This window comes from Providencia sp. wls1914 (genome assembly GCF_009706645.1).
Lineage (GTDB): Bacteria > Pseudomonadota > Gammaproteobacteria > Enterobacterales > Enterobacteriaceae > Providencia > Providencia zhijiangensis.
The window spans coordinates 287,647-309,404 of the sequence record NZ_WLUN01000004.1 but is presented as its reverse complement, the minus strand read 5'-3'; the positions used below and the strand labels follow the sequence as shown (position 1 = coordinate 309,404).

Annotated in this window: 17 protein-coding genes and 1 other RNA gene; 5 read left to right on the top strand and 13 right to left on the bottom strand. The window is 42.7% G+C overall.

The genetic code is table 11. The features are described 5' to 3' along the window. Position 1 precedes the first annotated feature (1 nt). Entirely contained in the window at positions 2–1,324 is a 1,323-nt protein-coding gene (pepP, locus tag GKR74_RS03565; RefSeq protein WP_154602556.1) for a Xaa-Pro aminopeptidase, read from the bottom strand. A 164-nt stretch (positions 1,325–1,488) separates the two neighbouring features. Further along, positions 1,489–2,067: a YecA/YgfB family protein gene (locus GKR74_RS03560; RefSeq protein ID WP_154602554.1), complete on the bottom strand. Its 579-nt coding sequence runs from the start codon at positions 2,065–2,067 to the stop codon at positions 1,489–1,491. Between the two features lie 221 nt (positions 2,068–2,288). Between GKR74_RS03560 and zapA the strand changes: the two genes are divergently transcribed. The 3 genes from zapA (at position 2,289) to GKR74_RS03545 (ending at position 3,649) form a co-directional block, all read left to right on the top strand. Further along, positions 2,289–2,618, top strand: coding sequence for a cell division protein ZapA (zapA, locus tag GKR74_RS03555; protein WP_036951152.1), 330 nt, complete (start codon positions 2,289–2,291; stop codon positions 2,616–2,618). A gap of 110 nt (positions 2,619–2,728) precedes the next feature. Further along, positions 2,729–2,911, top strand: a non-coding RNA gene (gene ssrS / locus GKR74_RS03550) — 6S RNA. 135 nt (positions 2,912–3,046) lie between these two features. After that, the gene (locus GKR74_RS03545) at positions 3,047–3,649 is read left to right on the top strand and encodes a 5-formyltetrahydrofolate cyclo-ligase (RefSeq protein ID WP_230086611.1); all 603 of its coding nucleotides are present in this window, start codon (positions 3,047–3,049) and stop codon (positions 3,647–3,649) included. Positions 3,650–3,685: 36 nt separating this feature from the next. On the opposite strand, the gene serA is transcribed toward GKR74_RS03545, so the two are convergent. Both serA and rpiA read right to left on the bottom strand, forming a co-directional pair. Next, on the bottom strand, positions 3,686–4,936 hold the full coding sequence (serA, locus tag GKR74_RS03540; RefSeq protein ID WP_132495784.1) for a phosphoglycerate dehydrogenase: 1,251 nt from the start codon (positions 4,934–4,936) through the stop codon (positions 3,686–3,688). 451 nt (positions 4,937–5,387) lie between these two features. Further along, positions 5,388–6,047, bottom strand: coding sequence for a ribose-5-phosphate isomerase RpiA (gene rpiA / locus GKR74_RS03535; protein ID WP_154602553.1), 660 nt, complete (start codon positions 6,045–6,047; stop codon positions 5,388–5,390). 197 nt (positions 6,048–6,244) lie between these two features. On the opposite strand from rpiA, the gene GKR74_RS03530 reads away from it, so the two are divergent. Then, entirely contained in the window at positions 6,245–7,165 is a 921-nt protein-coding gene (locus tag GKR74_RS03530) for a LysR family transcriptional regulator ArgP (RefSeq protein WP_036951157.1), read from the top strand. On the opposite strand, the gene GKR74_RS03525 is transcribed toward GKR74_RS03530, so the two are convergent. The 4 genes from GKR74_RS03525 to GKR74_RS03510 form a co-directional block, all read right to left on the bottom strand. Continuing rightward, positions 7,155–7,883, bottom strand: coding sequence for an oxidative stress defense protein (locus tag GKR74_RS03525; protein WP_181477403.1), 729 nt, complete (start codon positions 7,881–7,883; stop codon positions 7,155–7,157). The genes GKR74_RS03530 and GKR74_RS03525 overlap by 11 nt on opposite strands. A gap of 115 nt (positions 7,884–7,998) precedes the next feature. Then, positions 7,999–8,616 carry an arginine exporter ArgO gene (argO, locus tag GKR74_RS03520; RefSeq protein WP_154602551.1) on the bottom strand — a complete coding sequence of 206 codons (618 nt, stop codon included), beginning with the start codon at positions 8,614–8,616 and terminating at the stop codon, positions 7,999–8,001. Between the two features lie 218 nt (positions 8,617–8,834). Then, positions 8,835–9,707: a small-conductance mechanosensitive channel MscS gene (gene mscS, locus GKR74_RS03515; RefSeq protein ID WP_154602550.1), complete on the bottom strand. Its 873-nt coding sequence runs from the start codon at positions 9,705–9,707 to the stop codon at positions 8,835–8,837. 152 nt (positions 9,708–9,859) lie between these two features. Continuing rightward, complete coding sequence (locus GKR74_RS03510; protein ID WP_036951163.1) at positions 9,860–10,225, bottom strand: YacL family protein; 366 nt, start codon at positions 10,223–10,225, stop codon at positions 9,860–9,862. Positions 10,226–10,401: 176 nt separating this feature from the next. On the opposite strand from GKR74_RS03510, the gene GKR74_RS03505 reads away from it, so the two are divergent. Further along, the gene (locus GKR74_RS03505; RefSeq protein ID WP_154602549.1) at positions 10,402–10,779 is read left to right on the top strand and encodes a VOC family protein; all 378 of its coding nucleotides are present in this window, start codon (positions 10,402–10,404) and stop codon (positions 10,777–10,779) included. Between the two features lie 110 nt (positions 10,780–10,889). Here GKR74_RS03505 and acnB read toward each other — a convergent pair whose 3' ends face one another. From acnB to pdhR, 5 genes are all read right to left on the bottom strand, one after another. After that, complete coding sequence (gene acnB / locus GKR74_RS03500; RefSeq protein ID WP_336431289.1) at positions 10,890–13,487, bottom strand: bifunctional aconitate hydratase 2/2-methylisocitrate dehydratase; 2,598 nt, start codon at positions 13,485–13,487, stop codon at positions 10,890–10,892. A 584-nt stretch (positions 13,488–14,071) separates the two neighbouring features. Continuing rightward, the gene (lpdA, locus tag GKR74_RS03495) at positions 14,072–15,499 is read right to left on the bottom strand and encodes a dihydrolipoyl dehydrogenase (RefSeq protein ID WP_036951171.1); all 1,428 of its coding nucleotides are present in this window, start codon (positions 15,497–15,499) and stop codon (positions 14,072–14,074) included. A 205-nt stretch (positions 15,500–15,704) separates the two neighbouring features. After that, on the bottom strand, positions 15,705–17,570 hold the full coding sequence (gene aceF / locus GKR74_RS03490) for a pyruvate dehydrogenase complex dihydrolipoyllysine-residue acetyltransferase (RefSeq protein WP_154602548.1): 1,866 nt from the start codon (positions 17,568–17,570) through the stop codon (positions 15,705–15,707). A 13-nt stretch (positions 17,571–17,583) separates the two neighbouring features. Continuing rightward, complete coding sequence (gene aceE / locus GKR74_RS03485) at positions 17,584–20,250, bottom strand: pyruvate dehydrogenase (acetyl-transferring), homodimeric type (RefSeq protein ID WP_154602547.1); 2,667 nt, start codon at positions 20,248–20,250, stop codon at positions 17,584–17,586. Between the two features lie 178 nt (positions 20,251–20,428). Next, positions 20,429–21,205: a pyruvate dehydrogenase complex transcriptional repressor PdhR gene (gene pdhR, locus GKR74_RS03480; RefSeq protein WP_154602546.1), complete on the bottom strand. Its 777-nt coding sequence runs from the start codon at positions 21,203–21,205 to the stop codon at positions 20,429–20,431. Positions 21,206–21,758: the final 553 nt, after the last annotated feature.

The window sequence follows — 21,758 nt, the reverse complement described above, 5'->3', positions numbered from 1 at the left end:
CTTAACCTAAGCGTTTTTTAGCCGCCGCCATTAACGCTTCAATTTCATCAGGATCTTTGACTACCATCGCCGTTAAGTTTTCATTCCCATCTTCAGTGATAAGAATATCGTCTTCTATGCGAACACCAATACCACGGTATTGAGGCGGTACATCAGCGTCTGGCGCAATATATAATCCCGGTTCAATAGTCAGCACCATGCCTGGCTCTAAAATGCGGTCTCTTTCTACACCGTAGAAACCGACATCATGAACATCTAAGCCCAGCCAATGGCTTAAACCATGCATAAAAAATGGATGATACGCTTTGTTTTCGATCAATTGTTCGACATCACCCTGCAAAATGCCTAATTTCACTAAGCCTTCCGTTTTAATACGAACAATTTGGCGAGTCACTTCGTGGATGCTGGTACCAGGGCGATACAGTTCTAATGCGGTATTGATAGATTGAAGAACGATATCGTAGATTTCACGCTGCTCTTTGCTGAATTTGCCATTTACTGGGAAAGTTCGAGTGATATCTCCGGCGTAACCTTCTAACTCTGCACCAGCATCAATCAGGACTAAGTCCCCGTCTTTCATCGCACATTCATTTTCTGTGTAGTGCAAAATGCAGGCGTTTTCGCCACTACCGACGATGGTGTTATAGGATGGGAAACGCGCACCATGGCGAGTAAATTCATACTCAATCTCACCACAGAGTTGATATTCATACATATTCGGGCGGCAAGTTTCCATCGCACGAATATGCGCTAATGCCGAGATTTCACCCGCTTTACGCATGACCGCCATTTCTGCATCTGACTTAAATAGGCGCATTTCGTGCACCATTGGACGCCAGTCAATGACAGTGCGAGGGGCTTTTAAATTGCGACGGCTTCCTCGGCGCAGGACATCCAACGCACCGAAAACCAGTTTATCCGCGTAATCAAATTCACCTTGAGCGTGATAAATCACATCAAGGCCATTGAGTAATTGATAGAGCTGATCAACGATTTCATCAAATGGCAGCGCTTTATCAACACCGAGTTTTTCCGGTGCCGCATCTTGCCCTAAACGACGCCCAAACCAAATTTCTGCGGTGAGATCGCGAACACGGTTGAACAGCACGGTGTGGCTATGTTTCTCGTCACTTTTTATTAAAACTAAAACCGCTTCTGGCTCACTAAATCCAGTCAGATACAGAAAATCACTGTGCTGGCGATACGGATATTCGCAATCCGCATTACGTTGTGCTTCCGGTGCTGAGAAGATAATAGCAGCACTTGCTGGCGCCATTTGAGCCAATAATGCATTACGACGAGAAATAAATTCCTGCTTATTCATACCGTTATTGCCTTATTATTCGGGTTTTAGGTTGGTTGCTTGTTTGATAATTAGCTAAAAATCAAACGGCAATCAGTTTAAATTAGGTAAATCCGTTCCTTAACCGTAGGTGACTGACAATGCAGAAAGCCTACAGTTAGTGGGTCGCTACCTAGTATTATAGATTAATGAAGAACGGGCTTGATATTCTCGACAGCGGTTGGACCTTTTTTCGGCTCAGCCAGTGCGATGTAACACAGTTGAACGGCAACTCTCACATATTCAACAACTTCTTCTAATGCTTGCTCTAACTCTTCTTGGTCTTCTTCTTCATCATAACCAAGCATACCGATGTTACGTAGATCAGTAATTACTTCACTAATCTCTTTTTTATCAGTCAATTTAGGTTGAGCAACGCCAATGCCAAGTAAGAAGTGGTTAACCCAGCCAGCCAGTGCGTCTGCATGGTCAAACACAGAAGCGTCTTCATCCGGAAATAGCATATTGAATGCAAATTCGGTGTCATCTAATGCTTCAAATGTGAGGTCATATAGCTCGCGCAATGGTTGTGAAACGGTTTGCGGAAACGCAAGTCCGTCATTCGCCAGATCATGAACAAGCGTTTGCCAACCGTGGTCACGGCTCCCTCCACAAATCAGTCCGGTTATTAAACCATGGATCTCGGCGGCCGTGAGTGCGATTGAGTGCTGTTGGAGTAAGTTATCCAACGATTCATAGTTAGGTAAAGATTTTTGTATAGACATCTGAATTCGTCATGTTAGCTTGGGATTCGTGATATGCTACCACCAAGGATAGCCGCTAGACCAGCCTGCTTTTTTTGTCTGAGTTATTATTAGCTTATTTTTATTCTAAACTAGTAATATATCGCCAATGCCTATCTCAGCATAAGCTATGCAAAAATTAACAACATTTACGCCAAATGTCCTACTTTTATTGGCGAAAACGATTTTAGTATGGAGGTACCATGTCCGCACAACCCGTTGATATTCAGATTTTTGGGCGCTCTATGCGCGTTAATTGCCCAATAGAACAAAAAGAAGCGCTCTTAGAGTCAGCAAAAGAATTAGAAGAACGCTTAAAAACGTTAAAAGACCGAAGCGGTGTCACTAACACTGAACAGCTTATTTTCATTGTCGCATTGAACGTCTGTCACGAATTAGCACAAGAAAAGACAAAAACGCGCGATTATGCTTATAATATGGAAGAGAAAATAAAAGTATTGCAGCAGACGATTGAACAAGCGTTGCACGATCAGGTGAAAATCACTGAGAGGCAGGTATTGCCCCTAGAGTAAATATGCTTATTAATCAATCACTAGTAAAAAAATAAAACGAAAAATTAGGTTGCATTTATACTCTAATTTCGTACAATGAAATCACTGAGTAACGAAAGTTCTCAAAACAAATTTCTCTGAGATGCGCGTCAGTGGGTAAGTCCCCTGAGCCGATATTTCATACCAAACAGAATGTGGTTATTGCGCTGGTGAGCATGCCTGATTCGCTCAGGAAGCCTAAAGGTTGCTAAACTGCGTTCACCTTGAACCAAGGGTTCAAGGGTTACAGCCTACAACGGCATCTTGGAGACCTCCCTTCTATTTAGTCTGCTCTTATTCTTTGCACAAAATCCCAAACCCACGCTAAAAATTACTTATTCCTATTCCTTGCGATATACTGTTTCGTAGGTTTTTCCACGAGTTATCAACTTGCTATTAGGAAATGATTTATGGGAATGGTTATGTCAGATACGCTCTCTTCACTACGTCAACAAATCCGTAAATCCATTCGAGCAACTAGACGGGAACTGACACCAGAAGCCCAAGATGACGCGGCTCAACACATTATCGCTCACATACTTAATCACCCCAAAATAGCGTCAGCTAAAACGATTGCCCTATTTCTTTCGTTCGATGGTGAAATTAATACACGTCCATTAATCCAAGCCCTTTGGGATCACGGAAAACAGGTTTATCTCCCCGTTATTCATCCTTTTAATCCTCATCACTTATTATTTTTGCACTACACGCCGAAGACTATCTTAGTAAAAAATAAATTTAATATTGAAGAACCACAATTGAATGTGTTGGATGTATTACCTATCGAGCAACTGGATATTATGATGGTCCCACTAGTGGCCTTTGATAGCCAAGGACAACGGTTAGGAATGGGTGGCGGATTTTATGATAGAACATTGGCAAACTGGCAACAAACTGGCTTTTATCCTATTGGGCTCGCCCATGATTGTCAGTTAGTTGAAGATTTACCCGTTGCGCATTGGGATATTCCGTTGCCAGAAATTATTACCCCGAAAAAAATATGGCGCTGGTAAATACCAACGCCACGGTGTTTTTAATATATCGACTGATTAGAACAACAGACGAGCGCGGATAGTGCCTGGTAGAGATTTTAATTTCAGTAATACTTCATCCGCTTGGCTTGGCGACTGCGTTAGCACATCAATAACCACGTAGCCCACATTACCGGAAGTTCTCAGGTATTGCCCGACCACGTTAATGTTATTTTCAGTAAACACTTGGTTGATACTGTTCATGATACCAGGGCGGTTTTCATGAATGTGCAGTAAACGGTTAGTATCATCCATATGCACTGGCAGAGAAACTTCAGGGAAGTTAACCGCAGATAATGTTGAACCATTATCTGAGTATTTTGCCAGCTTGCTTGCCACTTCTAAGCCGATATTTTCTTGTGCTTCCTCTGTTGAACCACCGATATGTGGAGTCAGGATCACGTTATCGAATTTAATCAACTCAGAGATGAATGGGTCATTAGGATCGTTGTTTGCTGCTGGTTCCGTTGGGAATACGTCAACCGCTGCACCTGATAATTTCTTGCTTTCTAACGCTGAACTTAATGCAGGAATATCAACGACGGTACCGCGTGATGCGTTGATGAAAATCGCACCTTGCTTCATTTGCTCAAACTGTGCTTCGCCAAACATATTCTTTGTGCTTGCAGTTTCAGGCACATGTAGACTCACCACGTCGCTCATTTTTAATAATTCTGGTAATGAACGAACTTGAGTTGCGTTACCTAATGGTAATTTGTTTTCGATATCATAGAAGTAAACATCCATACCGATACCTTCAGCTAAAATCCCTAACTGTGTGCCGATATGACCATAACCAACAATACCTAAGCGCTTACCACGAGCTTCAAAACAACCCTTCGCTTGTTTTTCCCAGATCCCACGGTGAGCTTGCATATTCGCTTCAGGAATACGACGTAACAATAGTAATAACTGACCTAATACCATTTCCGCCACGGAACGGGTGTTGGAGAATGGTGCGTTAAAGACAGGAATACCGCGCTTCGCTGCAGCATCGAGATCAACTTGGTTGGTTCCAATACAGAAACATCCCACAGCCACCAGCTTTTCTGCAGCAGCAAAGATCTCTTCCGTCAAATGAGTACGGGAGCGGATCCCCACAAAACGCGCGTCTTTAATCGCTTCTTTTAGTTCTTCGTCCGACAGCGCGCTTTTGTGATATTCGATATTGGTGTAACCCGCTGCTTTGAGGTTATCCACAGCACTTTGGTGAACACCTTCGAGCAGTAAAAATTTAATTTTGTCTTTCTGCAAAGATACCTTGACCATTTACCCTACCCTATCGTACTTAATTTTTGACCGATGAATTTCGTATGAACTCAAAATAATTCGAGATGCACGCCATGAAATTAAGGCACTCCAGCCCCTTCACATGCACCTTGAAATAAAACGAGAATACCAACATAGCAAAATCCAGCGCAGTAGCAATACAAACGATTGCTTAGACTCTGCTAAAATGTGTGATGAAAAAGAAGTTATATGGTGGAAAATCTAGAGCGGTAACACAAAATAAGCATTTTGCCCACCTAATGGGCATTTGTGTGAGATATATCACCAAAATAACGGAAGGTAAAAAAAATTTAAATAATTTTCATGTTGATGATATTTACAAAAGTCATTAACCATCAAACTATCTACTCAAAAATAAAATAAGCTCGCCAAAAACAAAATAAGCCAGTGAACTCGAAAATTCACCGGCTTATTATTGCATACTGATTAATTATAACTTAATGGTTTTTACGCCTTCCGCCGTTCCCATCAGCACGACATCAGCGCCACGGTTAGCAAATAATCCGACTGTTACGACGCCAGCAATCCCGTTGATTTTATTTTCTAAAGCCACTGGGTCGAGGATTTCTAAGTTGTGAACATCTAAAATAACGTTACCGTTATCCGTCACCACATTTTCACGGTAAACTGGCTGACCACCCAGTTTGACTAGCTCACGAGCCACATAGCTACGCGCCATTGGGATCACTTCCACTGGCAGAGGGAATTTACCCAGTACGCCTACCAACTTAGATTGGTCTACGATACACACGAATGTTTTAGCAATAGCAGACACGATTTTTTCACGAGTTAACGCTGCACCGCCGCCTTTGATCATGTTCATGTTACCGTCAACTTCGTCAGCGCCATCAACATAGACATCTAATAAATCCACGCTATTGCAGTCAAAAACGGGAATACCCAAGGATTTTAATTTTTGAGTTGACGCTTCAGAGCTAGAGACTGCGCCTTCGATTTGCCCCTTCATTGTTGCTAATGCATCAATGAAGTGAGATGCGGTAGAACCTGTACCGACGCCAACAATGGTGCCCGGTTTAACATATTCTAATGCCGCCCAACCTACTGCTTTTTTTAATTCATCCTGAGTCATGCGAGAGCCTTATACTGAAATAATGAGTCATTAAGTAGATGCCCAATAGTATATACCGGACACCCAGCAAGTTGCAGTATTGTTATTAGGGATTGTGCACTACTTCTTATGAAAAATACCCTTTAGGAATATTTGCAAGTGTTATCCCTAAAAATATGGCATAGTGATCAGCAGAATAACAAGAAGGAGAGTTTTTGATGAAGCGCCCTGATTATCGCGCCTTGCAAGCACTGGATGCCGTCATTCGTGAACGCGGATTTGAACGAGCAGCACAAAAATTGTGTATCACCCAATCTGCGGTTTCTCAACGAATTAAACAGTTAGAAAACCTTTTTGGTCAACCTTTACTCGTGCGTACTGTGCCGCCACATCCGACTGAACAAGGTCAAAAACTGCTAGCGCTGCTTCATCAAGTAGAATTACTCGAAGAACAGTGGCTTGGAGATGAAAACAGCGGCTCTACCCCATTATTGCTCTCCTTAGCGGTAAACGCCGATAGCTTGGCAACGTGGTTCTTACCGGCATTAAATCCCGTACTGGGTAACACCCCCATTCGCTTAAACATCCAAGTGGAAGATGAAACCCGCACCCAAGAACGTTTAAGACGTGGTGAAGTGGTCGGTGCTATCAGTATTCAGCCACAAGCGCTACCGGGCTGTTTAGTCGATAAACTGGGTGCTCTGGACTATATTTTCGTGGCCTCCCCTGGCTTTGCGGCTAAATATTTCCCTGAAGGTGTGACTCGCGCATCGTTATTAAAAGCGCCAGCGGTGGCCTTTGACCACTTAGATGATATGCACCAAGCCTTTGTACAACAAAACTTTGGTCTCTCGCCAGGTAGCGTCCCTTGCCATATTGTTAACTCATCAGAAGCGTTTGTGCAGCTAGCAAAACAGGGGTCAACATGCTGTATGATCCCGCATTTGCAAATTGCCAGTGAATTAGAAAATGGTGAGCTGATCGATTTAACACCGGGGTTATGCCAGCGCCGTATGCTTTATTGGCATCGCTTTGCGCCAGAAAGCCGCACAATGAAGAAAGTGACTGACGCCCTGCTGAAAACAGGACGCCAGATGCTAAAACAAGATGATGAAATTGCTGCCGAAATTAACGCTTAATTTCAAAAACCACATCGACTTGGTCATTAAAATCAATACTTTGTTGCTCATAGGTCTCATCAACATTGAGATCTTGAGCTGTAGCTTTCAACGCGCCACCACGACTACGCATCGCCATTGGGTATGGTACATCTGATGGAGCATTATAATTAATGCTGTAAATCGGCCCTAGCTGTGCATTAAACCCTTTCGCCAGCGCTTCAGCCTGCTGTTGAGCATTCTTCATCGCTTGGTCACGCGCTGCATTACGATATTTCTGCGGATCATTCACGCCAAATTGTACTGAATTAATTTCATTCAATCCTGCTGCTAATGCGCCATCAAGCAGAACATTCAGTTGATCCAGTTTTTTCACTTTGACTTCAACGGTTCTTGTCGCGGTATAGCCTTTTAAAGACGCCTTAGCAGTCGAACTATAATCATAGTTTGGTTGCGTACGTACATTGGCAGCTTCAATATCTTGCTTTTCAATGCCATTTTTCTTTAGGAATTCATAATATTCAGCAACACGCTTATCAACGGCGGCTTTCGCAGCAGCGGCATCTTTATTGGTCACTTGCACATTAATGCTCAGCGTCGCCATATCTGGTGCCACTTTCACAGCACCACTTGCTGATGTTGAAATATGTGGACCTTCTGGTACGGCACTTGCCAATGACATGGTTGGTACCGCAAGACCTGCCAGCAGGGCAGCAACAACGATAGATTTTAATTTCACAGAACCTCCCAATGGTGTTTTTCTCTACAATAAAAAGGAAGCTCATCATAAACTTCCTTTGATTAAGGTTCACATTATCATATTCAGCTCAAACTGCGATTCAGAATAATGCTAATTAATAACCCAAACCATGCATCGCGAGTTTAAATGCAATAAACCACATGACACAACCGACAAACAAGTTAATCAAACGCTGAGAACGTGGTTTATTCAGTATAGGAGAAAACCAAGCGGCTAACATGGCTAATAAGAAAAACCATACAAATGAAGCCGTCAAAGCCCCTGCTGTAAACCATGGACGTAATTGGCTTTCTAATTGCCCACCGACACTGCCTAACACCACAAATGTATCTAAGTACACATGCGGATTCAGCCAAGTGACGGCAAATAAAGTCACAATTACTTTCCAGCGTGTCATTGTTTTGCTTTCTAGCTGTAAGACTTCATCATCTGGGGTCATGGCTGTACGAAACGCACCATAGCCATACCACGCTAAGAATGCGACTCCAGCCCATGTAATTAAGGCCATCAACAACTCAGACTGGCTTAATAAGGCACTACCGCCAAATACACCGGCAATGATTAAAATCGTGTCACTTAGAGCGCATAATAATGCACTCATTAAATGAAATTGTTTGCGGCTACCTTGTTGCAATACAAACGCATTTTGCGGTCCCAAAGGTAATATCATTGCAGCCCCAAGCAAAGCCCCCTGAAAATAAATCGTAAACATGCAATTTTTCCCAATAATTATTCAGATAATCTGCAAAGAATAATATCCAGAAAAAATCATTAGTGAAAACGATTAACTCTAATGGTCCATAAGCAAGGCTAATCAGGATTGGCAATAACGAAATGATAAAAAGTCAGGATACGGTTAAGGACAAAGTGCAAATAAAAATGGCGCAACTTTTTAGGTCACGCCATTTTTAAGGATAAATACGTTAAGACTTATTCAGCAGAAATATTTTTTGCGCTGGTATTAACTTGGTGAAGATGAACATCCATTTGTGGGAATGGAATACCAATATTGTGCTTATCAAGCGCACGCTTAAAGTTTTCCATTAAATCCCAATAAACTGGCCAAGTATCACCATTCGTTGTCCAGAAACGCACTAAATAGTTTAGTGAAGATGGTGCCATTTCATTTAAACGGATAGTTACACCTTTGTCATGAAGAATGCGTTTATCCGCAGCAACGATATCACCCAAGACTTTTTTAACCATATCAATATCAGAATTGTAAGCAACACCGACCATGATATCTTGACGACGAAGTGGCTCACGAGTCACGTTAATAATGCTGTCACCAATAATTTTACCGTTTGGGATCACCACGATACGGTCATCTGCCGTTCTCAATGTGGTTGAGAAAATTTGCACGCTTTGTACTGTACCGTCAATCGCGCCAATCTTAACAAACTCACCCGCTTTTAATGGTCTGAATACCACCAGCAGAACGCCTGCAGCAAAGTTACCTAATGAGTTTTGTAATGCTAAACCAACCGCTAAACCGGCGGCACCCATTACCGCGATGACAGAGGCAGTTTGTACGCCAATTTTGCCCAGCACCGCAATTAAGGTAAATGCCACAATGGTATAGCGAGCAATAGCAGATAAGAATTCGCTAACAGTGGAGTCAATTCCTCTCATTGTCATCACGCGATTCAAACCACGGCTAACCCATTTAGCAATCATCAACCCCACAATTAAAATAACAAGTGCGGAAACGATATTGACGACATACTGGACTAGCAGATCCTGATTTGCCACAAACCAATTTGTTGCATCATTCAATGCGCCTGTAACATCATCAGTATTCATATGTATATCCTTTTCGATCAAATTTAGACTAGGAAAACTCGCTCAATTCAATTAATAACCTTGGAAACTATTAGTAAATAATTGAATAACACGCTTAAAATAATAGCTATAAATTATCAAAATATAAAATTAATCGATAAATAAAATGCTATTTATCGATTTTCGATAACAAATTCACGGTAGTCATCCAACATATCAAAAAAGTCATTTACACCACAAAAGGCAATACTTTCATTATCATAGTAACTCATGCCTTCTTCTAACCCATCCGTCTCAAAAGCTAATTGGTTCGCACGGATCATCACTTCTTCATCATCAAGAATGAGCGTGTATTCGTGACCAATAAACTCCCATTGCTTTTCACTGCCTTTAATCAATTCATAATTTTCTGCGATGGTATCCAGTAAACTGAGGTCATTTTTGATTTCCTCATTTAACCAATAACCGATAGCTTCATGGTCCATTGAAAATTTAGCGGTAATACTTCCTGTAATATCCTTTAAGAATTGGTAGTCCATATGCAATACCTCACACTTTGCGTCTTTGAATTAAGTATAACGCGAGTCAAGCGGGTTTGCTTAGCGCTATTACAGACTGTCAGAAGAAAATTAATGGTCGTGACTATTACGCTGCATAAATAGGTTTATTCAATTAAAATTGATGCACACTATTCAACTCGGTAATAGGAACGTCAATGATTAATCGATTAGACCATATAGTCTTAACCACTACAGATCTTGATGCCTGTCTTGATTTTTACCAACGCATTTTAAAAATGTCTGTGATCACCTTCGGCGAACAACGTTTTGCCCTGCAATTTGGTCAGCAAAAGATAAATATTCACCAATATGGGAAAGAGTTTGAACCTAAGGCACACTTGCCTGTTCCAGGATCGTTAGATCTCTGCTTTATCAGTGATATTCCACTGATAGAAGTTCAACAACACATTGAACAGCAAGGTGTGGAAATTATAGAGGGGCCAGTGCAACGAACGGGGGCTGTCGGTAAGATTAGTTCTTTGTATATCAGAGATCCTGATTTGAATTTAATTGAAATTTCACAATATCTTTAACACTCACCTAGCCATATTCGTATTCTTTGCCAAAAGAAAGACAGAAAAAACCCCAAAAATTGAATTCTCAATTCTTGGGGTTAAATGAGTATGATTCTATCTATCGCTGATTAAACAGCGGTTTGGAAAATCACACCATCAGCTTTTTCAGTGTACTGATCCAGTCGATCAAAGTTCAGATAGCGGTATGTATCTTCCGCAGTTTCGTCGACTTTATTCATAAACTGTTGGTACTCAACTGGCGTTGGTAAACGACCTAACAGAGAAGCTACTGCGGCTAACTCTGCGGATGCCAGATACACATTCGCCCCTGTACCTAAACGGTTAGGGAAGTTACGAGTCGATGTCGAAACGACAGTCGCACCATCTGCCACGCGTGCTTGGTTCCCCATACACAGTGAACAGCCAGGGACTTCAATACGGGCTCCGCTCTTACCAAACACGCTGTAATAACCTTCTTCAGTTAATTGCGCTGCATCCATCTTGGTTGGTGGCGCAACCCACAGGCGAGTTGGTAATTGACCTTTATGGGAATCCAGCAATTTACCTGCTGCACGGAAGTGACCAATGTTAGTCATGCATGAACCAATGAATACTTCATCGATTTTTTCATTCTGAACATCAGACAGTAAGCGCGCATCATCTGGGTCATTTGGCGCACACAGAATTGGCTCCTTGATCTCATTAAGATCAATTTCAATCACTGCTGCATATTCTGCATCGGCGTCGCCTTCAAGTAACTCAGGGTTCGCTAACCAGTTTTCCATACCTTTGATACGACGCTCAATAGTACGACGGTCGCCGTAACCTTCTGCGATCATCCATTTCAATAGAACGATGTTAGATTGCAGGTATTCGATGATTGGCGCTTTATCCAGTTTGATAGTACAGCCCGCCGCAGAACGTTCAGCCGACGCATCCGCTAATTCAAATGCTTGCTCAACTTTCAGCTCAGGAAGACCTTCAATTTCCAGAATACGACCAGAGAAAATGTTTTTCTTACCTTTTTTCTCAACAGTCAGTAAGCCATCTTTAATCGCATACAGTGGAATAGCATGAACAAGGTCACGTAATGTGATACCCGGCTGCATTTGTCCTTTGAAGCGAACTAATACAGATTCTGGCATATCCAGAGGCATAACACCGGTTGCAGCGGCAAAAGCCACTAAACCAGAACCTGCTGGGAATGAGATACCAATTGGGAAACGGGTATGCGAGTCACCACCAGTACCAACAGTATCTGGCAATAGCATACGGTTTAACCAAGAGTGAATAATACCGTCGCCCGGACGCAGAGAAACCCCACCGCGATTCATAATAAAATCAGGCAGCGTATGGTGCGTGGTAACGTCGACAGGTTTTGGATAAGCTGCCGTGTGACAGAATGACTGCATGACTAAATCTGCAGAGAACCCTAAACACGCTAAGTCTTTCAGCTCATCACGTGTCATTGGACCCGTGGTATCTTGAGAACCGACAGACGTCATTTTAGGTTCACAGTATTCGCCAGGGCGAATACCTTGACGGCCGCATGCACGACCCACCATTTTTTGTGCTAATGAGTAACCACGATTGCTTTGTGCAACAGGTTTCGCAAGACGGAACATATCCGTTGCACCTAAACCTAATGCTTCGCGCGCTTTAGTGGTTAAGCCACGACCGATGATCAGTGGAATACGACCACCAGCACGAACTTCGTCAATTAACACATCCGTTTTTAATTCGAATGTTTCTAACAATTCGTTAGTTTCGTGATTACGAACTTCACCTTTATATGGATAGATATCAATCACATCACCCATATTCAGTTTAGACACATCCACTTCAATCGGCAGTGCACCCGCATCTTCCATTGTGTTAAAGAAGATAGGTGCGATTTTGCCACCCAGCACCACACCGCCACCGCGTTTATTAGGCACGAATGGAATATCATCACCCATAAACCATAAAACAGAGTTCGTTGCTGATTTACGCGAAGAACCTGTACCGACAACGTCACCCACATAAGCTAGTGGGAAACCTTTTTTGTTCAGTTCTTCGATTTGTTTAATTGGACCTACGCTACCCGCTTCATCAGGCACGATACCATCGCGTGCGTTTTTCAGCATTGCTAAAGCATGCAGAGGGATATCAGGGCGCGACCATGCATCTGGTGCAGGAGATAAATCATCAGTGTTTGTTTCGCCAGTGACTTTAAATACAGTCACTGTCATTTTTTCGGCTAATTCAGGACGCTCGTTGAACCAATCGGCATTCGCCCATGACTCAATTACTTGCTTAGCATGTGCATTTCCCGCTTTCGCTTTTTCTTCTACGTCGTAGAAGTTATCGAACATGAGTAGAGTATGGGAAAGTGCTTTTGCTGCGATGGCTGCCAGTTTGGCATCATCAAGAGCTTCGATTAACGCATGAATATTGTATCCGCCCTGCATGGTACCAAGCAGTTCGATGGCTTTTTCAGGGGAGATCAGAGGGGAGGATGTTTCGCCTTTTGCGATCGCGGCTAAAAATCCAGCTTTAACGTACGCTGCTTCATCGACGCCCGGTGGAACACGGTTGGTCAGCAGGTCTAACAAGAAATCTTCTTCACCTTTGGGTGGGTTTTTCAGTAACTCTACTAGTGCAGCTACTTGTGACGCATCTAATGGCTTAGGGACAATCCCTTGAGCGGCACGCTCGGCTACGTGCTTACGGTATTCTTCTAGCACGACGTTCTCCTCGCTTCTTTGTTATTTATATACCCGGCTGTCTGCACCATCCTGAAAAAGTCATCATCCGGTGCCAGGTCAGAGGAATTTGCTCACATAATCTCAATGGCGACAAAATTATGTCCAGCTTCGGGCAATCAGCATAGCAGAATTTAAACGTAATGTTAATTCATTCACAAGAAAGTAACATTCTTCTGCTAACTTAACCCATTAACAAACTTTATAGGGTAATTTTTAAGCTTGAAACATCATAATCCATTATAAACATCCATTAAGACCTTACTTTTTATAATCCATTTCGTGACTGAAAGCACTCTAATTAGTGCCTTTTTTCATCCCTTATCACAAATTATATTTAATAACTCATTTTTACTTATCTGACTAATTGATAAGGCAAATCATTGCGATTGGTTTAAAGTTTTTTAACGAATTTAATGGGGTTTATTGGCGTTGGAACAATATAGGTTTGAGATAAGATAATTAAGAAAAATATAAATTAACATCGATTTTTTCATTCAAATAAAAAAGACCAAAACATTTCTGCTTTGGTCTTCAATTCGCTTAATTCTTGCTAAAAAAGAAAATTATTTTTTCTTTTTCGCTTTAGCGTTTGGTAAGTCAGTGATGCTACCTTCGTAGATCTCTGCTGCCATACCAATTGATTCGTACAGTGTTGGGTGAGCATGGATAGTTAATGCTAAATCTTCAGCATCACAACCCATTTCGATTGCCAGGCCGATTTCGCCCAGTAATTCACCACCGTTAACACCAACAACCGCACCACCGATAATACGGTTAGATTGCTTATCGAAAATCAGCTTAGTCATACCTTCAGAGCAGTCAGATGCGATTGCGCGACCTGATGCAGCCCATGGGAATGTTGCTGTTTCGTAGCTGATGTTTTTCTCTTTCGCTTCTTTCTCAGTTAAACCAACCCATGCAACTTCTGGCTCAGTATAAGCAATTGATGGAATCACTTTAGGATCGAAGTAGTGTTTCAGACCAGAGATAACTTCTGCTGCAACGTGACCTTCGTGAACACCTTTGTGAGCCAGCATTGGTTGACCAACAATGTCACCGATAGCAAAGATGTGTGGTACGTTAGTACGCATTTGTTTATCAACATGGATGAAACCACGATCATCAACTTCAACGCCAGCTTTACCTGCGTCTAAGTTCTTACCGTTAGGTACGCGACCGATAGCCACTAACACAGCGTCATAACGTTGTGGTTCAGCTGGCGCTTTTTTACCTTCCATTGAAACGTAGATACCATCTTCTTTCGCTTCAACAGCAGTCACTTTAGTTTCTAACAGTAAGTTGAATTTCTTGCTGATTTGCTTAGTGAATACTTTAACCACGTCTTTATCCGCAGCAGGGATAACTTGGTCAAACATTTCAACCACATCAATTTGTGAACCCAGTGCATGGTATACAGTACCCATCTCAAGACCGATGATACCGCCACCCATTACCAGCAGACGCTCTGGAACTTCTTGCAGTTCTAATGCATCTGTTGAATCCCAAATACGTGGATCTTCATGAGGAATAAATGGTAACTGAATTGGACGTGAACCCGCAGCAATGATCGCATTATCAAAGTTGATAGTGGTGCTGCCGTTTTCGCCTTCAACAACCAGTGTATTCGCGCCAGTAAATTTACCCAGACCGTTAACTACGTTAACTTTACGGCCTTTCGCCATACCCGCTAAGCCGCCAGTCAGTTGGGTGATAACTTTCTCTTTCCACAGACGCACTTTGGAAATGTCAGTTTTTGGCTCGCCAAATACGATACCGTGTTCAGCTAATGCTTTAGCTTCTTCGATAACTTTAGCAACGTGCAGTAATGCTTTAGAAGGGATACAACCAACGTTTAAACAAACTCCACCAAGAGTTGAGTAACGTTCTACCAAAACAGTTTCTAAACCTAAGTCAGCGCAACGGAATGCCGCAGAATAACCTGCTGGGCCTGCACCAAGCACAACGACTTGGGCTTTAATTTCAGTACTCATCATGACCTCTTTTTGTTTTGTCCAGCGGGGCCGCCGAATAAACGAATTTTCCACTGGTAAAGTACACACCGCAAGCAGTTTACAGAATTGTTAACATCCTGAAAAGGCTGAATACGTGACGTAACTCCCAACCTTTCGTTGCAACAGCGAAAAACTCTGCCCCAGCCTAAATAAAACAGACCGGTCAATTGACCGGTCTTATTAGTTACATTACCAGACGGCGAATATCGCTCATCAGTTGTCCAACTAAAGTGATGAAGCGCGCACCATCAGCGCCATCAATCACACGGTGGTCAAATGACAGAGACATTGGCAGGATCAAGCGTGGAACGAACTCACTACCATTCCAAACTGGTTTGATAGAAGAGCGAGACAGACCCATAATTGCCACTTCTGGCGCATTCACAATTGGTGCAAAACCGGTAGTCCCGATACCACCTAAGCTAGAGATAGTGAAGCAACCACCTTGCATGTCAGCGGCGGTCAGTTTACCTGCACGCGCTTTCTTAGACACTTCACCCAGCTCACGAGATAACTCCATAATGCCTTTTTTGTTCACGTCTTTGAAAACAGGAACAACTAAACCATTTGGCGTATCTACAGCGATACCGATGTTGATATATTTTTTCAGGAACAGACGCTGTGCATCTTCTGAAATAGAGCTGTTGAAGCGTGGCATTTCTTCCAGAGCACGAGCAACCGCTTTCATCACGAAGACCAGTGGAGTGATTTTCACATCCAGCTTTTTCTTCTCGGCTTCTTTGTTCTGCTGCTTACGGAACTCTTCAACTTCAGTGGTATCCACTTCTTCCATAAGAGTTACGTGCGGGATCATGACCCAGTTACGGCTCAGGTTAGCGCCAGAAATTTTCTGGATACGACCCAGCTCAACTTCTTCAACTTCACCAAATTTGCTGTAATCAACTTTCGGCCATGGAAGCATACCCGGTAAACCACCGCCAGCTGCTGCTGGTGCTTCTGCACGTTTGATTGCATCTTTAACGTAAGCTTGAACGTCTTCACGTAAAATACGGCCTTTACGACCTGTACCTTTCACTTTCGCTAAGTTCACACCAAATTCGCGAGCTAAACGGCGAATAACTGGTGTTGCGTGAATATACGCATCGTTCTCAACAAATTCATTTTTGCTATCAGCAGTTTTAGCTGGAGCAGAAGCTACTGGCGCAGCTGCTGGAGCTGCAACTGGTGCTGAAGCCGGAGCTGCAGTAGGAGCTGGCACTGCACCCGCAACTTCGAAAGTCATAATCAGGGAACCAGTTTTGACTTTATCGCCAGTCGCAATCTTGATCTCTTTAACTGTACCTGCGAATGGTGCTGGTACTTCCATTGATGCTTTGTCGCCTTCAACGGTGATTAAAGATTGCTCAGCTGTTACGGTGTCGCCAACTTTGACCATAACTTCGGTAACTTCAACTTCATCACCACCGATATCTGGTACGTTAACGTCTTTGATTGCCGCTGCGGCTGGTGCCGCAGCCGGTGCTGCTGGAGCAGAAACCGCTGCTGCAGGCGCTGCGCCCGCAACTTCGAATACCATGATCAGCGAGCCAGTTTTCACTTTATCGCCAGTCGCAATTTTGATCTCTTTAACTGTACCTGCAAATGGTGCTGGCACTTCCATTGACGCTTTATCGCCTTCAACGGTAATCAGAGATTGCTCAGCCGTGATTGCATCACCCACTTTAACCATGATCTCAGTGACTTCAACTTCATCACCACCGATGTCTGGTACAGCAACTTCTTTCAGTGCTGCAGCCGCAGGAGCAGCTGGTGCCGCCACTGGAGCAGCTGGTGCTGCTGCTGGCGCAGATGCGCCTTCTGCTGAATCAAAAATCATGATTAATTTACCGGTAGTAACTTTGTCACCAACTGCAATTTTAATCTCTTTAACCACACCCGCTTGTGGAGATGGGACTTCCATAGACGCTTTATCACCTTCAACAGTGATGAGCGATTGCTCAGCTTCTACTTTATCACCAACTTTTACCATGACTTCGGTGACTTCAACTTCATCAGCACCGATATCTGGCACTTGGATTTCAATAGACATTGATTATTACCTCTTATGCCAAACGTGGGTTAACTTTATCTGGGTTGATGTTGTATTTTTTAATCGCTTCTTCAACGACTTTAACATCAATCTCACCACGTTTAGCCAATTCACCTAACGCTGCAACGATGACATACGTTGTATCCACTTCGAAGTGGTGACGCAGGTTCTCACGGCTGTCAGAACGACCGAAACCGTCAGTACCTAATACACGGTACTCACTGGCTGGAACATAAGTACGGATTTGTTCAGCGAACAGTTTCATGTAATCAGTCGATGCAACAGCTGGCGCATCATTCATAACTTGCGCGACATAAGGTACGCGTGGCGTTGCTGATGGGTGCAGCATGTTCCAACGCTCACAGTCTTGACCATCACGAGCCAATTCAGTGAATGAGGTTACGCTGTATACGTCAGAACCAATTCCATATTCCGCAGCCAAGATATCGGCAGCTTCACGAACGTGGCGCATCATAGAACCTGAACCTAATAACTGCACTTTGCCTTTCTTGCCTTCGACTGAAGCCAGTTTATAGATACCTTTACGGATACCGTCTTCAACGCCTTCTGGCATTGCGTGCATGTGATAGTTCTCGTTCAGAGTCGTGATGTAGTAGTACACGTTCTCTTGTTTCTCACCATACATACGCTCTAAACCGTCTTGCATGATAACCGCAACTTCGTAAGCGTAAGCTGGGTCATAAGAAATACAGTTAGGGATAGTCAGTGATTGAATATGGCTATGACCATCTTCGTGCTGTAAGCCTTCACCGTTCAGTGTTGTACGACCAGAAGTACCACCGATCAGGAAGCCACGAGCTTGTTGGTCACCTGCTGCCCACATTAAGTCACCAATACGTTGGAAACCAAACATAGAGTAGTAGATATAGAATGGGATCATCGGCAGGTTGTTGGTGCTGTATGATGTTGCAGCCGCTAACCATGAAGAGCCCGCACCCAGTTCGTTGATACCTTCTTGCAGGATCTGACCTTTAGAGTCTTCTTTATAGTAAGCAACTTGCTCACGATCTTGCGGAGTATATTGTTGACCTTTCGGGCTATAGATACCAATTTGACGGAACAGACCTTCCATACCGAAAGTACGTGCTTCGTCAGCGATGATTGGAACTAAACGCTCTTTGATCGAGTTGTTTTTCAACATGACATTCAGTGCGCGGACGAATGCGATTGTTGTTGAAATCTCTTTAGATTGTTCTTCCAGTAATTGACTGAAATCTGACAGAGCTGGAATTTCCAGTTTTTCATCAAATTTAGCGCGACGAGCTGGTAAGTAACCACCCAGAGCTTGGCGACGTTCGTGCAGATATTTGTATTCTTCAGAATCTTTATCGAAAGTAATTAATGGCAGTTTTTCGATTTGATCATCAGCAACTGGTACATTGAACTGATCACGGAAGTGGCGAACGCCGTCCATGTTCATTTTCTTAACTTGGTGAGCAATGTTTTTACCTTCTGCTGTTTCACCCATACCATAGCCTTTGATGGTTTGAGCTAAAATAACAGTTGGTTTGCCTTTGGTTTCTTGTGCTTTCTTGAATGCTGCATACACTTTCTTCGGATCGTGACCACCACGGTTCAGCGCCCAAATTTCGTCATCAGTCATATCTTTCACTAATGCAGCCGTTTCTGGGTAACGGTTGAAGAAGTGTTCACGCACATATGCACCATCGCGTGATTTAAATGTTTGATAGTCACCGTCAAGGGTTTCGTTCATCAATTGAACCAGTTTGCCGGTTGTATCTTTACGCAGCAGTTCGTCCCAACGGTCACCCCACATAACTTTGATAACTTGCCAGCCAGCACCACTGAAGATACCTTCTAATTCGTTAACGATTTTACCGTTACCTGTTACTGGGCCATCAAGACGTTGCAGGTTACAGTTAATAACGAAGACTAAGTTATCTAACTTATCGCGAGTTGCGATAGTAATTGCACCTTTAGATTCTGGCTCATCCATCTCACCATCACCTAAGAACGCATAAACACGCTGTGCTGAAGTATCTTTCAGACCGCGGTTATCCAAATATTTTAAGAACTTAGCTTGGTAGATAGCATTGATTGGACCCAGCCCCATCGATACAGTTGGGAACTGCCAGAAATCAGGCATTAATTTAGGATGCGGATAAGAAGACAGACCGTTCCCACCAATTTCTTGACGGAAGTTATTCATCTGCTCTTCAGTTAAGCGACCTTCTAAGAATGCACGCGCATAGATACCAGGGGAGATATGGCCTTGGAAGAAGACTAAATCACCACCGTCATTATTGTTATGAGCACGGAAGAAGTGGTTGAAGCAAACTTCATATAAAGTTGCGGAAGACTGGAATGATGCCATATGACCACCCAGTTCTAAATCCTTTTTAGATGCACGCAGAACGGTCATTACAGCGTTCCAGCGAATTGCAGAACGGATACGGCGTTCTAAATCCATGTTACCAGGGTATGCAGGTTCATCTTCAACAGCAATTGTGTTGATATAATCAGAACTACCAGATGCACCAGCGGCAATGTTAACACCGCCTTTACGTGCTTCGCTTAATACCTGTTCGATAATAAACTGTGCACGATCAACACCTTCTTCACGGATGACCGATTCAATCGCCTGTAGCCAGTCGCGAGTTTCAATCGGATCCACGTCATTTTTTAACATATCTGACATGGTGTATTCCTTATCTGTTATCTATTTTATATGGTTATGTGGAGCCTATCTTCCTGCCATTTTCTTCATGTTAATGAAAACAGCGGGAAGATAGGCCCTGATGTAGTTGCCGCTTTATCTCTAACTAAGAGTACTCACAGTAATGTAGACGCAGCAGTCAGGATCTACACTACCAATTTTAAATCTGGTCTAGATCTGGATGTTGCTGTAAGCGACGTAGTGAACGCTCTCGGCGAGTCTGCTCACGCCCAATGTCCAGCAGCAAATCTTCAATAAAAGCAAGATGTCGATGAGACGCTTCTCTCGCTTTTTCAGGTTCCCTTGCGACAATAGCGGAAAAAATCTGTTCTCTATGCTCGCTTACTGCGTTGTACATCTCTTTACGGGTATATAGGAACTCAAAATTCTGGCGGATATTTTGCTCTAACATAGGGATCATGCAACGTAGCAAATGTAACAGCACTACATTATGAGCAGCTTCCGTTACAATCAGTTGATACTGTAATACCGCATCTGATTCCGCGTTAAGATCACCACTTTTCTGAGCTGATTTAATCAACTCATAGCTTTGGCGAATACGCTCTAAATCTTCTTCCGTACCACGTAATGCCGCATAGTAAGCAGCGATGCCTTCTAATGCATGACGCGTTTCAAGAAGATCTAATTGAGATTCTGGGTTACCAGCAAGTAATTCGGTCAATGGGTCACTAAAACTTTGCCACATCTGTTTTTGTACAAATGTGCCACCACCTTGACGACGAGATAGAAGACCTTTAGCTTCTAAGGTTTGAATAGCTTCACGCACTGATGGTCTTGAGACATCAAATTGCTTAGCAAGTTCACGTTCAGGAGGCAGCTTTTCGCCGGGGCGTAAAGTCCCCTCGAATATGAGATGCTCAAGCCGTTGCTCGATTACATCTGATAACTTTGGTTGGCGAATTTTACCGTAAGTCATAATCTGCCATTTTCATAGTGAGTAATTATTGATTATCTAGTACCCAGTGTTAATTGGTCATACCAATTATTTTATGGCTTAATAAAGTAACAAAGTATTCACTATCTGTCCATAAAGACCTTGAGCTAAATCATAAAATCCTGCAAGTTTTAACGGTTTATTTTAAAAAAAGCATTAATTAATAACCAAGCCTTGATTAAACAACACACAAATTTAACAAAAAATATGACTTTTTATGCCACTGAAATTAAAACTGAACCGTTACAGCTTACCAATTATTGCATGCAAAATCACAAAATATGAATAAAAACTCAAAGAGTAAACATTGCGCATATTTTTACAAAAAAACGCCATGACCATAGTTAATGATTTGTTAAATTCATGGTTAGCAAAAATATACTTACGTAATTAATCATATGAAAACTGCATACCAATGGTAAAAAGTATCCCGTAAATATTCAGTACAATTCAATAATCATGAATGTGTGTTCAAAAGACTATGATATCTATGTAGTCATTCCTTTTTAGGGGGAAGACTTAAAATCTATCGACC